The 14,701-nt window shown below is 42.4% G+C and carries 12 protein-coding genes; 3 read left to right on the plus strand and 9 right to left on the minus strand.

The window, feature by feature from the left end; all coding sequences use genetic code 11:
• Window positions 1-410: 410 nt before the first annotated feature.
• On the minus strand, window positions 411-1,316 hold the full coding sequence (locus ACVBIO_RS19615; protein WP_447173233.1) for a hypothetical protein: 906 nt from the start codon (window positions 1,314-1,316) through the stop codon (window positions 411-413).
• Window positions 1,317-2,099: 783 nt separating this feature from the next.
• Here ACVBIO_RS19615 and ACVBIO_RS19620 point away from each other — a divergent pair.
• Entirely contained in the window at window positions 2,100-2,384 is a 285-nt protein-coding gene (locus ACVBIO_RS19620; RefSeq protein ID WP_447173234.1) for a hypothetical protein, read from the plus strand.
• A 2,099-nt stretch (window positions 2,385-4,483) separates the two neighbouring features.
• Here the strand turns inward: ACVBIO_RS19620 and ACVBIO_RS19625 are convergent.
• On the minus strand, window positions 4,484-5,785 hold the full coding sequence (locus ACVBIO_RS19625; RefSeq protein ID WP_447173235.1) for a tyrosine-type recombinase/integrase: 1,302 nt from the start codon (window positions 5,783-5,785) through the stop codon (window positions 4,484-4,486).
• 156 nt (window positions 5,786-5,941) lie between these two features.
• Here ACVBIO_RS19625 and sbcB point away from each other — a divergent pair, with 156 nt between their 5' ends.
• Together sbcB and cdd are read left to right on the plus strand one after the other, a co-directional pair.
• Window positions 5,942-7,354: an exodeoxyribonuclease I gene (gene sbcB, locus ACVBIO_RS19630; protein WP_447173236.1), complete on the plus strand. Its 1,413-nt coding sequence runs from the start codon at window positions 5,942-5,944 to the stop codon at window positions 7,352-7,354.
• A gap of 96 nt (window positions 7,355-7,450) precedes the next feature.
• Complete coding sequence (gene cdd, locus ACVBIO_RS19635; RefSeq protein WP_447159946.1) at window positions 7,451-8,341, plus strand: cytidine deaminase; 891 nt, start codon at window positions 7,451-7,453, stop codon at window positions 8,339-8,341.
• Between the two features lie 88 nt (window positions 8,342-8,429).
• Here the strand turns inward: cdd and ACVBIO_RS19640 are convergent, their stop codons facing one another.
• From ACVBIO_RS19640 to fabD, 7 genes are all read right to left on the minus strand, one after another.
• Entirely contained in the window at window positions 8,430-9,305 is an 876-nt protein-coding gene (locus tag ACVBIO_RS19640) for an NAD(P)-dependent oxidoreductase (protein ID WP_447173237.1), read from the minus strand.
• Between the two features lie 144 nt (window positions 9,306-9,449).
• Window positions 9,450-9,944 carry an acyl-CoA thioesterase gene (locus ACVBIO_RS19645; protein ID WP_447159948.1) on the minus strand — a complete coding sequence of 165 codons (495 nt, stop codon included), beginning with the start codon at window positions 9,942-9,944 and terminating at the stop codon, window positions 9,450-9,452.
• Window positions 9,945-10,009: 65 nt separating this feature from the next.
• Complete coding sequence (locus ACVBIO_RS19650; RefSeq protein ID WP_447173238.1) at window positions 10,010-10,378, minus strand: hypothetical protein; 369 nt, start codon at window positions 10,376-10,378, stop codon at window positions 10,010-10,012.
• A gap of 747 nt (window positions 10,379-11,125) precedes the next feature.
• Window positions 11,126-12,364, minus strand: coding sequence for a beta-ketoacyl-ACP synthase II (gene fabF / locus ACVBIO_RS19655; RefSeq protein ID WP_447173239.1), 1,239 nt, complete (start codon window positions 12,362-12,364; stop codon window positions 11,126-11,128).
• Window positions 12,365-12,606: 242 nt separating this feature from the next.
• A complete protein-coding gene (acpP, locus tag ACVBIO_RS19660; RefSeq protein WP_011496723.1) occupies window positions 12,607-12,840 on the minus strand; it encodes an acyl carrier protein in 234 nt (77 codons plus the stop codon).
• Between the two features lie 158 nt (window positions 12,841-12,998).
• The gene (gene fabG / locus ACVBIO_RS19665; RefSeq protein WP_447173240.1) at window positions 12,999-13,745 is read right to left on the minus strand and encodes a 3-oxoacyl-ACP reductase FabG; all 747 of its coding nucleotides are present in this window, start codon (window positions 13,743-13,745) and stop codon (window positions 12,999-13,001) included.
• A gap of 9 nt (window positions 13,746-13,754) precedes the next feature.
• On the minus strand, window positions 13,755-14,681 hold the full coding sequence (fabD, locus tag ACVBIO_RS19670) for an ACP S-malonyltransferase (protein ID WP_447159952.1): 927 nt from the start codon (window positions 14,679-14,681) through the stop codon (window positions 13,755-13,757).
• Window positions 14,682-14,701: the final 20 nt, after the last annotated feature.

The following is a 14,701-nucleotide window of genomic DNA, read 5'->3' on the forward strand; positions in this document are numbered from 1 at the left end:
AATTAGCAGCCCTGTAGCCACAGCTCAGACAAATAATGTAATCAGTTTTCATTCGAAGGCTAACGAGCTTTGGGGCAAGAACGTGACAGCTAGGATTCACTGACACGTCGATGGACAATTCCCAGTTACGAAACATAGTTTTCGGATTACCTCTAGTATTGCAACACGACCAGCCTACATATTGCAGGCCAAATTCCCTTATCCACTTCAACCTACTCTCTTCAAAAAATACAAACTAAGAAAATTCACTACCTCATGACCTATCTATTAATACTGGAGGACAGGGAAGCCTCAAGTCAGTGCTTAGTGATTGAACCAAAGTGTTCAATTGCTTCCACAACTGTAACTATTAAAATAATAGCTCTGCTGGGGAAAGACACATTGCGTGTCTTTTCTTCGTTGTATGCAAACTACGAATAGAAAGTTTTGGTCAATTCCTCGCACAGCACTGTTCGATGCACTATCCGAGCTTTAAGCAGTTCAGCATCCTCCTGACTAAGTAGCACCTGTCGCGTCTTCTTATCAAACCTTGTTGGCATCTCTTCATAGAGCTGGCTATGCAGCCTCTTTATGTCATTGAAGATTTGCAGTGATTGAGAGAACAGCATTACTTTGTCGTAATAACCATGCTGGAGACCATACAGCCACTTTAAGAGGATGGTTTGCCTTGCAGCCTTGGTCTTAAACGAATGCTCTATCTCAATCGCTGCGACTGCGCCGTCGGGCTCTATCGCTATACCGTCAACATTGCGCACATCATTCGATTTAAATAGCCGCTTAAACTCAGGTTCGGTAACAAACGAATACCAGTAGGGTTTGGCTACCTTATCTTTCGTTTGATTATGCACACCTTTGAGCAGCACATACTGCATAATAAGGTCGTGCATGACGGTGTTTTGGTTTACTCGCAAGCTTGGTTCTCCAGCGCGGAAATAGACCGCAACGGATAACAACTCTTCGGCGTATTTCGCCCCCGTATAATCGATCACATAAACACGTCCATCGATAGAGCGGTGAGTGATAACAAGGCTTAGCAATTTCTCGCTGACGAGCTTGTTCAAATGCTCTAATGCGAGCCGGTGTGGAATACCATAAAGCCAACCGATAATCGCCGGCGATGTTAGGCCGAAACGTGTGACGATTTTCATCGTTAATACGCGTCTGTCCTTACCAATCTGATTGTTGCTTGTTCCTATTTTATAGTGCATAGGCATTGAGATATAAGGTTGGTATAACCGCCCTGCCTCAGCCGCTATTTCACCCGCTGTTTCGATGGTTTGATTTAGCCGTTGGATTGTATGGTTTTGCTCATTCATCTTGATATCCGTTGTTGCGTTGAACATGGTTATCAAGAGGTAGAATCTTAGAACACAAACAATGCCTGTTCAGGCAAAAAAGTGGTGATTTTTATTCCGAGATGCTTATTTCTTCCTCTCGGGATGAAAATAGCGATAGGTATCGCTACCAAGCCAGGCTTTGCCTGATGAATGAATCACTTCGTGACACATCCATATGCCTTGAATCGCCCGCCAGCTCTGATGACTCGTCATCGCCACTGTCTTACGAGCTACGCTCTAGCTATTCAAGCCATCAAACGCGCATGTATCTCGCTATGCTCTGTACTAACCGCATTTTCACCGCTTACGACGAGGGGATGTGTGCCACCTCTACTCCCTCTTTCGACGCCCTGCTTTTCTGACGAAAAGGCAAATGGTTTAGCCATCAATTTGTGCCAAATGTGAGGCTAAATTTTGCTGAAGCAAAATGGAAATACGGTTAGTACAGACCAGCTGTACATGCGCGTTGCTCCTTTGAATCGATACTTCGCATCCATCCAAATACGCGAGCTGATAGCATGTTTCACATGCTCTTTTGTCACAAAATTCGTGCCGATTTTTGCTATTAGAAAGCACACATTCGTTGACGTGTAACAAATAAATTTTGCGGAATTTTTGAAGAAAAAACGAAGAATAACTTGAGGTAAAACGCCAAACTTTTTGTTGCTGACAGTTCAGTCAAACAAGTTTGTAATCTAGCATTTTTTCATTAATGTGTATAGACAGTGGTGAACATTTAAACAGCAAAATCAGGAGATGATTATGAGTACAAATTCTAACAACGGGCCTCTGATGAATGTCGATGGTACGCCTATGGTCGCTAACAGCGGAGTCGATATTAAAGGTAATCCATACGGTGTAACCGAGTCATCTATTGATACGAATTGCGCCTCAATCGATACCAGCTTCGACTCTATGAGTTGCGGCATTGATAACTCTTTAAATAGCACTTTCGACAACTCTTCTAGCAGTTCATTTGATAGCTCTTTTGGCAGCTCGTGTGACAGTAGCTTCGACTCATTTAGCTCTGGATTTGATGATTTTTAAATGCCAAGAAAACAATTAAACCTAAACCAGACAATGAGCATCCCGCTAGTAATCGGCGCGATATTATTGTTCTGGTTATTCTCTTTTTATGTTGAAACCGATGATATTCGATATCTTGTCATCTATAGTCTAGGAACGTGCAAACTGATTAATGGCGCTTCAACATACCAAGTCCTTTGTACGCAAAACCCTAGCAAAGTGAACATATGGCGCGCCAGCTACTTTGTATTATTTCGATTCATCTAAGCTAAATTTAAGGAGAACATATGTCCTTCCTGATACCCGCAGCAGTTTTAGTTATAGGTATTTTATACCTCATAAAACATGCGAAATATTGAGCGTTCCCCCTTCACCTAAGAGAGCATCCCGCCTAGCAAAAGATACATCGCTTCACATGTTTCTACCCTTCGTCGAACCAACCAGAAATACCTTGATTTGTAGTGGCCAATTTTAGTTGATCACTACAAATCAGTATTCACCACGATCTTAGTGTTTGAGTTAAATTTATCCATTGACTTACTACTGCTATCAATTTAACTCGTTTCCAAAATCCACAACTTAGGGAAATTATTTTTTTTACAGTACGATTTATCTCAGCTAACCATAGCTACAAATACTAAGCGAAAGGAAGTCGCAACTTTTAGATGAATAAGTCAGTCACTCATGACTGTTGGAGAAAAGATGAATTTAGCAGCTTTGTACGGTCCAACGCTTACGCTGAAACAGTTATTAAAAACCTTAAAGATCTGCCGCTCAACCTATTACAAATATTGTGATGAGGATAGTAAGTTATACAAGAGTCATTTCCCTAAGCCTATAACAGGGCACTATAAAAAGTTGTTTCTAACAATTCATGTCGAGCAGTACTTGTTCTGCAACACTCAACCGTAATGTACTAATGTAAAATTGCGAGTTCAACTTCCACAAACGCTGATTTTGTACACAATCAAATTTGGCCCCAGGAGCTTTACTATGCTCTAGGGACTTACAAACATTCATCGAATATTTTTTATGCTAAAAGCAATCAATCATTAGGGCATATCCCAAGTATCGACCGATATGACTTCTAAGTTCAGGCTGTTGAATCGAGAACACGTTTCCAAAACACACAACTTAGGAAAAAATTTATTTTTACAGTACGCTTCATCTCAACTAGTTGTAGCTACACATACTAAGCGAAAGGAAGTCGCAACTTTTTGATGAATAAATCAGTCACACATGACTGTTGGAGAAAAGATGAATTTAGCAGCTTTATACGGTCCAACGCTTACACTGAAACAGCTATTAAAAATCTTAATAATCAGCCGCTCAACCTATTACAATTATAGCGATGAGGGTAATAAGTTATACAAGAGTAACTTCCCTAAGCCTATAACTGGGCATAATAAAAAATTGTTTCTAACAATTCATGTCGAGCAGTACTTACTCGGTAACGCTCAACCATAGCGCTAATCCATTATTACTAGACTAACGTCTACAAACGCTGATTTTGTGCACAATAAAATTTGCCCCAAGAGCTTAACGAAGCTCTTGGGGCTTAAAGCCTTTCATCAAAATGTATCACTAACAACCATTAGTGACATACCAAATATCGACAGTTATGACTTATAAGTTCGATCTGTTTAATCAAGACACGTTTCCAAAACAGGCAACTTAGGGAAATAATAATTTTTAGAGTACGATTTATCTCAGCTAATCGTAGCTACACATACTAAGCGAAAGGAAGTCGCAACTTTTTGATGAATAAATCAGTCACACATGACTGTTGGAGAAAAGATGAATTTAGCAGCTTTATACGGTCCAACGCTTACACTGAAACAGCTATTAAAAATCTTAATAATCAGTCGCTCAACCTATTACAATTATAGTGATGAGGGTAATAAGTTATACAAGAGTAACTTACCTAAACCTATAGCAGGTCATAATAAAAAATTGTTTCTAACAATTCATGTCGAGCAGTACTTACTCGGTACAGCTCAACCGTAATGTACTATTACGAGTCAAACGTCCATAAATGCTAGTTTGCAACATCAATAGAATTGGTGCCTCTGAGAATGACATTAACAAAACTACAGAGGCCAACTCTACCAACTTAAGCATCACATTCTGTTAGTTAGACTACTTATCTCTTTTTCTATCATGGACCAATAAAGCTCATAAGCTTCAAGCTGCTTATCAAGATAATCTGCCGTGTTGTAGTGTGCCGTCGTTCCTTGCAATTTATGCCCTAGCATCTTTTCATAAACAAAGAACTGCTCAGGATTTTTATCACTTAAAATGGACATCAATGAACGTCTGAAGTCATGCGGAATGATTTTTGAGATCCCGTGTTGCATAAAGAGTTTTGTTGACAGTCTTGAGCAAAATCTGTCTATCGCATGTATGGTGATTGGTTGGCCTTTAACTTCCCCCTTGAATACATACCCCTCCAGCCCATAAATATCCCCGAGGGCAAACAAAATCTCCTTCGCTTTTTGGGGGATAGAATGTATTTCAGGTTTTTGTACTGAAGTATCATCTTCATGTGTCCCCTTCCGGGGAGACTCTTTTTGCATTTTAGGTTCAGGAATTGTCCAAACACCCTTCTCAAAATTGAAATCACTCCATTGCGCTGTTCTTAAAGCCGAATTTCGAGAGCCAAACAAAATAATTAATTTCAAACATGCCTTCGTTTGGGGACCTGCACGAGATTGTTCTATTTCCAACCACATTCTGGCTATTTCCTCTATGCTAGGAGTTCTTTTACTAACCTGAGGTGCTTCTCCTACATCTTTTACTGTCAATAACAAGAGACCTGAATTGGTAATAAACTCCCTGTTATAACTCCATTTGACGATTGTTTTAAGCAATTTTAGTACGCTGCCAGAAACGACTTGACTTCCCTCCTTAGAAATCCAATCGAAATACTCCATCCAAAGTCTATTAGATATATCATCAAACGGAATGTTTAGGTTTTTTTTTGCCCACTTTTCCTCTAACTTTGCTTTTTTAGGCGTATTTAGAACCCACTTTCTGATCGTACAAAAGTAGTTTTTGTAAGTCGTATCCTTTAAAGCTTTAGCGTCAATGCTCTCTAGCCACTTTTGAGATAACACTGCTAATGTGTACTGCTCGGTCGTCGAACCATTTTTGGATTTATCCCATTCAATTTTTGGATTTTTTCCATTTAATAACCAATTTTTAAGTTGAGGCACTTTGCTTCTCGCCTCAATAAGACTTAAATCAGGATAGTAACCTAAGGACAACCGCTCTGCTTTGCCTGCAAACCGAAAACGATATTGCCAAGCAATCTTACCTTTACATGACACCCTTACCCCTAAAGAATCTCGATCTGAAAGCTCAAAGGGCTTATCATGTAATTTATTCAAGTTACGGTCCAAGGTCTTTTTTGTAAGGCTCATTTTTATGTACACACGAAAAATTTAATCTGTACACACCAGTGTACACAAAAAACGCAAACAAAAATACACATCATTGGACGCAAAAACACAACAATGAACAAACAATCAAATGCAATTAACTGTAATAACAGTATTTATAGACAGGATTGAACAGCCATGAACAAAAATAATCAATCCACCCTCTTCTGGCACGATTACGAGACTTTTGGTGCTAACCCAGCGAAAGACCGGCCTTCTCAGTTTGCTGGCGTGCGCACAGATATGGATCTTAATATTATCGGTGAGCCTGAAACCTTTTATTGTAAGATCGCTAACGATTATCTACCGTCACCAGAAGCAATACTCATCACGGGTATTACTCCTCAGCTAGCAAACCTTAAAGGTATGCCTGAAGCTGAGTTTATGGACAAAATTAACGGCTTATTTAGTCAGCCTAAGACCTGTGTTGTGGGTTATAACTCATTACGGTTTGATGATGAAGTATCGCGCTACGGTTTTTATCGTAATTTTATCGACCCTTATGCTCGCGAGTGGCAAAACGGCAATAGTCGTTGGGATATTATCGATCTTGTTCGTGCCTGCTACGCTTTTAGACCTGAAGGCATAAATTGGCCGGAAAAAGAAGATGGCTCACCAAGTTTTAAACTTGAGCAGCTTACCGTCGCCAATGGTTTAAGCCATGAAAAAGCCCATGATGCGATGTCAGATGTTTATGCGACTATCGATATGGCTAAATTGATTAAATCTGTGCAACCTAAGCTATTTGACTATTACTTTAGCCTGAGACAAAAACAAGCAGTATCAAAGTTAATTGACGTGCTTGAAATGAAGCCACTTGTGCATGTTAGCTCTAAAATCAGTGCACTGAATGGTTGTACCACCATCATTGCACCTGTGGCCTATCACTCTACTAATAAAAATGCGGTAATTTGCGTTAATTTGGCGATGGATATCTCGCCGTTACTTGAATTAAGCGTCGATGAAATTCGTGAGCGCATGTATACCCGTCGCAGTGACTTAGCACCCGATGAGTTACCGATTGGGTTAAAGCAAATCCATATCAACAAGAGTCCCTTTATTGCTGCTGCCAATACGTTAACTGACGAGAATGCTGCCAGACTCGATTTTGATAAAGCATTTGCCAGAGCGCAGTATAAGAAGCTTAAGCAACATCCAGAGCTTCGAGAAAAATTAGTTGCTGTATTTGATGTTGAGCATGAAGACAGAACCGTAGACGCCGACCAAGCTTTATATAGCGGTGGTTTTTTCAGCTCTGCTGACAAAGCCAAGATTGAAATCATCCGCAACACACAAGCAAGCAACCTTGCGGCGATAGAGCTTGATTTTGACGACGAACGCCTAGGCGAAATGTTGTTTAGATACCGAGCACGTAACTACCCTGAAACCTTAAGTGACTCAGAGCAGTACCGCTGGCGCGAATTCTGCCAAACTAGACTCAATGATCCTGATTACATCATTCGTCTAGAAAACTTACTCGAAGAAACCGAGCAAGATGAATCCAAACAAAAATTATTAGCAGCTTTGTGTCATTATCTTAGAAGCTTATAAATTTTATAGCCAATAAATGCGACCTTCATCTCATTCTGTATGTAACAAGCTTACTAGAATGATATTTCATTAGCGTTAACAAAAAGGAAATAGCGTATGCAAGACCGCTTCTTAAAAAGCATAGCTAAGTTACCTGAGTCATTAGCAACGGCAATTGTGCCGTTACTCGATAAAGATTTTGCAGGCCATATCGATGCACAGCAACTAAGCGAGCTTCAAGCTAAAAGCAACATGGAGCTTAACGAATTACTATTAGCGTTACTGCCTATTGCTGCGGCTTTAGCCAGACCACCGATTAGTGAGTTTTACGTTGGTGCTATCGCCAAAGGCAAAAGCGGCGATATCTATATGGGCGCGAATATTGAGCTCCCCAGTGAAGCGCTTTTTCACTCTGTTCATGCCGAACAAAGCGCGATTAGTCATGCTTGGTTAAGCGGTGAGACCATTATTGAAGACATCATAGTCAACGCATCACCTTGTGGACATTGTCGTCAATTTATCAATGAGTTGGTTGAAGGTAGCAAGGTAAAGATCCATCTACCCGCTCAGAAAGTTGAGCCGTTAACGCACTACTTACCTTATGCGTTCGGGCCAAGTGACTTAAACGTTACCGAGCCCTTGCTAACTAAGCAGCAGCATACCCTGACGTTAGATTCTACTGATCCTATGATTATTGAAGGTCTCGATCATGCTAGCCTAAGTTATGCGCCGTACACCCAAAATTATGCCGCGGTGGTATTAGAAACTAAAGATGGTGCGACCTATTGTGGCCGTTATGCTGAGAACGCTGCGTTTAACCCGTCAATGCAGCCAATGCAGATGGCCTTGTCGACTATGGCACGTCATAACCGCGATTTCAGCGAGATCAATCGCGCCGTATTGATTGAGTCTTCTAAAGGTACAATTTCATTGGTAGGTGCAGCAATGGACGCCCTACATAATGTTGCCGCTGTTGAACTTGAACATATCGTTGTAGAACCAGAGTAACTTCATTAGCCTCTGCGACTAAAAAGGACCATTCTCATGGTCCTTTTTTATGGGTAACTTTTAATTGCTATTTGCTACGTTAAAGCCATTAGCCGCGGTTCTTCTCTAGCTTGGCCATTAAGCTCGATGTATCCCAACGCTTGCCACCGATCCCCTGCACTTCAGAATAAAACTGATCAACTAAAGCGGTGAGTGGCAGATGAGAGCCATTTCGGCGCGCCTCTTCTAGCGCTATGCCTAAGTCTTTTCGCATCCAATCCACTGCAAAACCGAAATCATAATCCCCCTTCCACATAGTCTGGTAGCGGTTTTCCATCTGCCAAGACTGCGCCGCCCCATGGCTTATCACCTCGACCACTTTCTCGCCATCCAGGCCTGCGCTACGGGCAAAATGTAATCCTTCAGCAAGGCCTTGCACAACACCGGCAATACAGATCTGATTGACCATTTTAGTTAATTGACCCGCTCCCACATCTCCAAGCAGCTCAGCACAACGAGCGTAGGCGTCAATAACTGGCTTAGCCGTATCAAATGTGACTTGTTCGCCTCCAGCCATTACAGTCAACACACCATTCTCAGCCCCCGCTTGTCCACCTGACACTGGAGCATCCATAAAACCAATATTGTGTGCTTTGGCTGCGACAGCAATTTCACGTGCGACATCGGCTGAAGCTGTAGTGTGATCCACCAAGATACTGCCAGCGATCATCCCGGCTAATGCCCCGTTGTCACCTAAGGTGACTTGGCGTAGGTCATCATCATTACCCACACAAACAAAAACAATCTCTTGTCCTTGCGCTGCAGCTCTTGGGGTAGTTTGATACTCGCCAGCAAACTCTTTTGCCCATGCCTGCGCTTTAGCCTCTGTACGGTTGTAAACTGTAACTTGGTGACCGTGTTTTGCTAAGTGCCCCGCCATGGGGTAACCCATAACACCTAAACCAATGAATCCGACTTTAGCCATTTTACGTCCTATTGTAGAGGGAGGTTTATAATATTTTTACCCATTCTAATAGCTAATAATAAAATAAAACAGCGTTAAACAGACAATAAAAAAGCCAGCCCTTAGGCTAGCTTTAGTCAACTAATTAAGCAGATAGTGCGTGGCTCACTGCAGTGAAGGTTGCAGATCCACATGCGCTTGCATTTCAGCTCCAATCTTCTTACGCATATCCATGAGTCGAATGGCTGATTCTCGAAGCTCAATATCAGCAGCAAGTACTGGCTGCCAATCAGGGACTGCGGTTGGTTGTCCGTCATCATCAACTGCAACCATAACTAACACACAATGGGTTGTTAAGTGGCGCTCGGGAAACTTAGGATCGCCAGCTTTAACATCAACCCCTAAGTGCATGGAGGTTCTGCCAGTGTAAATCACCTTCGCGGTTACTTCGACGATATTACCCACGTGAATCGGTTTAACAAATCGAATACCACCTGCATAAGCCGTAATGCAGTATTTACCACTCCAGCCTGCCGCACAAGCATAGCCAGCAAGGTCAATCCACTTCATTACCGCGCCGCCGTGAACTTTACCGCCAAAGTTAACATCAGCAGGCTCCGCTAGGAACCTTAATGTTAACTGTCTTTCTAAACCCGCCATATAGGACCTCAATACATTTACTGACTATTGAGTATCTTACGCCAAATTCAGCCTAGCAGCACTGTTTACCCAAACTGACCGACGAAAAAGCAACCCGCTAACACTGTAGGTAAAGCCAAGCGATAAACCCATAACTGTGTTTTCTCACTAAAATACTTACCACCATTGGACAGGGTATAAATACCAATACCAGCTAAAAATAGCACCATCACTTCAATGCCTGCAAGTACACTGTTTGCGTTACTTACATCAATAGCCGTTACCAGCAAGGCAAACCACACCACGGTGAAAGCCGCAACCGCTAGGTTAAATGTCTTTACACCCAACTGCAATTTAGGGAAGCGGGCTACTGATTCACCACGAATAAGCTCATTAATATTGGCGGTAATAATGCCTAGCAGTGGCATGATAGGAATAACTATTGGATTAAGCACTTTCGTGTCCCTTAGATAAATTATGCAAGGCTCATAGTCTGAGCAGCTATTTGCAGTATCTTCCTAATGGCACTGAAATTCTAGCGTCTTCCCTGCACATTAACCAAGGTTAATCTGGCCAACATGATGGTTTAATATTTACCTTTAATAATGTGAAACAACGCAAATTTTTGAACCCCTAAAGCTAAAATGAAAGAAAAAATAAGAGTATTTTGGCTGTTAATACCAATCAGTATAAAGATTTGGTCGCTCAGCGAGAGTATAGCGGCACTGAGACAAGGTCATTAAATGCTCCTCGATAACTGCTCCTGCGTTACTCTACCTCCTATATCCATATAGTCGTGCATTAATGACATTCACCACATCTGACCTCCAGGGATGGAGGAAATGTCTTATGTATGTCGGGAACATATAAGACCATGTGGTTTGCAACGAGTGAAGCGCATAGTCATTCTAAGTTTAAGCTCCCTCTTGTTCCATAAGAGTCACAGTATCAGAGCCGCTAAAACTCACCATTCTGGAGCGTTTTGGCTACCTACTTCTGCCTTGAACAACTTCATAAGGGAGCAACCATTCTTTCAGTTATTCGCCTTGAATTAGTTTGCCAAAAAACGTTCTGAGTAGATCAACTTCTTATACAGATTGGTATAACTCTGCATTAATTATTAAATCATTACCGGATCCCATTAATAACTCCACATATAAAAAAAGCGCCATAAGGCGCTTTTTTTATATTAAATCAGCCGACTATACTTTTTTGAAAAGTAATGAGCCGTTTGTGCCACCAAAACCAAATGAGTTACATAGTCCATATTCAAACTTATAATCTCTCGCGGTATGAGCAACGAAATCTAAATCACAACCTTCATCAGGGTTATCAAGGTTGAGTGTTGGAGGAACAACCTGATCTTTCAACGCCAATATGGTGATAATGGCTTCAACAGAACCCGCAGCGCCAAGCAGATGGCCAGTCATGGATTTGGTCGAGCTCACCAACAGATCATAAGCGTGAGCACCAAATACCGACTTAACCGCTGCGGCTTCTGCTCTATCGCCAGCAGGTGTTGAGGTGCCGTGTGCGTTAATGTAACCAATCGACTCATTTGCAATTTTGGCATCGTTAATTGCATTAACCATTGCCGCAGCTGCGCCTGCACCATCACTTGGTGGCGATGTCATATGGAAAGCATCGCCACTCATACCAAAACCTACAAGTTCGGCATAAATCGTTGCTCCACGGGCTTTAGCGTGCTCGTACTCTTCAACAACCATGACTCCAGCACCATCACCAATAACAAAACCATCGCGGTCTTTATCCCAAGGGCGGCTTGCCGCTTCAGGATTGTCATTACGGGTAGAAAGTGCCTTAGCTGAGCCAAAACCTGCAACCGCTAATGGACAAGTTACGTCTTCAGCGCCGCCAGCAACCATTACATCAGCATCGCCATAAGCAATAGTACGCGCAGCAAAACCGATGTTGTGCACACCTGTAGTACAAGCCGTAGTCACAGCAAAGTTCGGGCCCGTCATGCCGTATTTAATCGAAAGATGGCCAGCAATCATGTTGATGATCGTGCTTGGAACGAAGAAAGGTGAAACTTTTCGTGGGCCGCCCTTTAGCAGCGCTGCATGGTTTTGCTCAATAAGCGGCATGCCGCCCATACCCGCACCAATAGCCGTACCGACTCGTGATGGATCAAGTTTATCCATCTCAAGACCTGAGTCTTCGACAGCTTGAATGCCTGCAGCCATACCATACTGAATAAACAAGTCCATCTTACGCGCGTCTTTACGAGACATGTACTGTTCGACATCAAAGTCTTTTACAGAACCGCTAATTCGAGTCGTGAACTCACTAGCATCAAATTTAATTATCGGCGCGATACCACTCTTTCCAGAAACCAATGCTTTCCAAGAAGAATCTACTGTATTTCCCACTGGGCTGACTAAGCCTAAGCCCGTTATGACTACTCGACGTTTAGACACGCGGTCACCTTTTTACTTTAAAAATGAATAATGATGATAGCTGCAAAGAGATTGAACTACCAATGCCTATACCCTTGTCTTGAAAACACGGTTTCAACGGGTATGTGCCAGTTCTGGTTGGGATAATACTTATTTTAGGTCAACAAGTATTGAGAAAGCGAAGATTAAAACGTTATGTCAACCAGCGGCTTTTACAAACAAAAACAGGCGGCAAAATGCCGCCTGTTTTCAAGAATTCTAGATTACTGATTCTTAGAAACGTAATCGATCGCTGCTTGAACAGTAGTGATCTTTTCAGCTTCTTCATCAGGGATCTCGGTGTCAAACTCTTCTTCCAGAGCCATAACCAACTCAACAGTGTCTAGAGAATCCGCACCCAAATCGTCAACGAAAGATGCTGCTGATTTAACGTCTTCTTCTTTTACACCTAGTTGCTCGATGATGATTTTCTTTACACGTTCTTCGATGTTGCTCATTAGTTTTCTTTCCTATTCAAATTACGCACTTGCGCAAGATTGCGAGTAGTTTATTGAATTTGGCAGACATTGCAAGCTTAACTTTCGTGGTCTAACCACAATCAGGCCCACAGTTGATGCAGATCACCCCATGAGGCGATAGCTGTCTGCCGCTCCCTTTAAACCATGTACATACCGCCATTCACATGGAGAGTTTCCCCTGTGATGTAAGCAGCAGAGTCTGACGCTAAAAAGAGGACTGCGTTAGCAATTTCCTGCGCCTGACCAAGTCTTTCCATTGGCACCTGAGACATAATAGCTTGTTGCTGGTCTTCCGTCAGCTCATCTGTCATATCTGTCTGGATAAATCCAGGTGCAATAGCATTAACTGTAATTTGACGAGATGCAACCTCTCTTGCAAGAGATTTTGTAAATCCAATCAAACCAGCTTTAGCAGCAGAGTAGTTAGTCTGCCCTGCATTGCCCATGGTACCTACCACAGAGCCAATATTGATGATGCGTCCGTGACGCTTTTTCATCATAGGTCTCATGACCGCTTTTGAAGTGCGGAAGATTGATGTGAGGTTAGTATCAATGATATCTTGCCATTCGTCATCTTTCATTCGCATTAACAAATTGTCACGCGTGATACCGGCATTGTTAACAAGAATGTCAACATTGCCTGCTTTTTCTTTAATAGTTTCAAACAAACTTTTTACAGAGTCAGCATCTGTTACGTTTAAAACAAGACCATGGCCTTTATCGCCTAAATAAGCTTGAATCGCTTCTGCGCCACGCTCGCTGGTTGCGGTACCGATAACCACCGCACCTGCTGAAACTAATGTTTCTGCTACTGCACGGCCAATTCCTCGGCTAGCGCCAGTGACTAGGGCAACTTTACCCGTCAGGTCAAAACTTATACTCATCAGATTTCCTTATTCGGTCAACGCCGTTAGTGATGCAACATCGTTTACAGCTTGTGCTGAAAGCGAACGATTAATACGTTTTGTTAGGCCTGTTAGTACTTTACCTGGTCCCATTTCAAACAAATTAGTCACACCCTTTGATGCCATTAGCTCTACAGTTTCAGACCAACGAACGGGACAATAAAGTTGACGAACTAAGGCATCTTTAATCTCTGCCGCTGACGTTGGACTGGCAACATCAACATTGTTGATCACTTTCACTGAAGGTTCGCTGAACTCAATCGATTCTAATGCAGCGGCTAATTGTTCTGCTGCTGGTTTCATTAATTGGCAATGCGAAGGCACGCTTACAGGGAGTGCAACAGCCATTTTTGCGCCGTTAGCTTTGCATAGTGCAGCAGCGCGCTCAACAGCGGCTTTCTCACCTGCAATGACCACTTGACCTGGACTGTTGTAATTAACAGGACTCACGATATCGCCTTGTGCTGCTTCTTCACACGCTTTAGCAATAGCGTCATTATCTAAACCAATAATGGCGAACATTGCACCGGTACCAGCTGGTACCGCTTGCTGCATTAGCTGACCACGAAGTTCTACTAGCTTAATTGCCGCTTCAAAATCAATCACTCCAGCACATACTAATGCTGAGTACTCGCCTAAACTGTGGCCAGCCATCACTGAAGGCATAGCCTTCCCTGATGCTAAATAAGCGCGGTAAATAGCGACACTGGCAGCTAATAAAGCAGGCTGTGTTTTGTCCGTTTCATTTAATGTTTCAGCGGGACCTTGTTGTACAAGCGCCCATAAATCATAGCCAAGCGTGCTGCTTGCTTGAGCAAAGGTTTCTGTAATGATGGCATTGTCTTGTGCTAGCTCAGCTAACATACCCAATGCTTGAGAACCTTGCCCAGGGAATACAAAAGCAGTATTTTCCATATTTATCACCTTTTTAAATC

It is taken from the genome of Shewanella sp. 0m-8, assembly GCF_052977265.1.

Coding starts and splice junctions, on each gene's coding strand:
- ACVBIO_RS19615 (WP_447173233.1), bottom strand. CDS start 1,316: ATGAATGAGCAAAACCATACAATCCAACGGCTAAATCAAACCATCGAA.
- ACVBIO_RS19620 (WP_447173234.1), top strand. CDS start 2,100: ATGAGTACAAATTCTAACAACGGGCCTCTGATGAATGTCGATGGTACG.
- ACVBIO_RS19625 (WP_447173235.1), bottom strand. CDS start 5,785: ATGAGCCTTACAAAAAAGACCTTGGACCGTAACTTGAATAAATTACAT.
- sbcB (WP_447173236.1), top strand. CDS start 5,942: ATGAACAAAAATAATCAATCCACCCTCTTCTGGCACGATTACGAGACT.
- cdd (WP_447159946.1), top strand. CDS start 7,451: ATGCAAGACCGCTTCTTAAAAAGCATAGCTAAGTTACCTGAGTCATTA.
- ACVBIO_RS19640 (WP_447173237.1), bottom strand. CDS start 9,305: ATGGCTAAAGTCGGATTCATTGGTTTAGGTGTTATGGGTTACCCCATG.
- ACVBIO_RS19645 (WP_447159948.1), bottom strand. CDS start 9,944: ATGGCGGGTTTAGAAAGACAGTTAACATTAAGGTTCCTAGCGGAGCCT.
- acpP (WP_011496723.1), bottom strand. CDS start 12,840: ATGAGCAACATCGAAGAACGTGTAAAGAAAATCATCATCGAGCAACTA.
- fabG (WP_447173240.1), bottom strand. CDS start 13,745: ATGAGTATAAGTTTTGACCTGACGGGTAAAGTTGCCCTAGTCACTGGC.
- fabD (WP_447159952.1), bottom strand. CDS start 14,681: ATGGAAAATACTGCTTTTGTATTCCCTGGGCAAGGTTCTCAAGCATTG.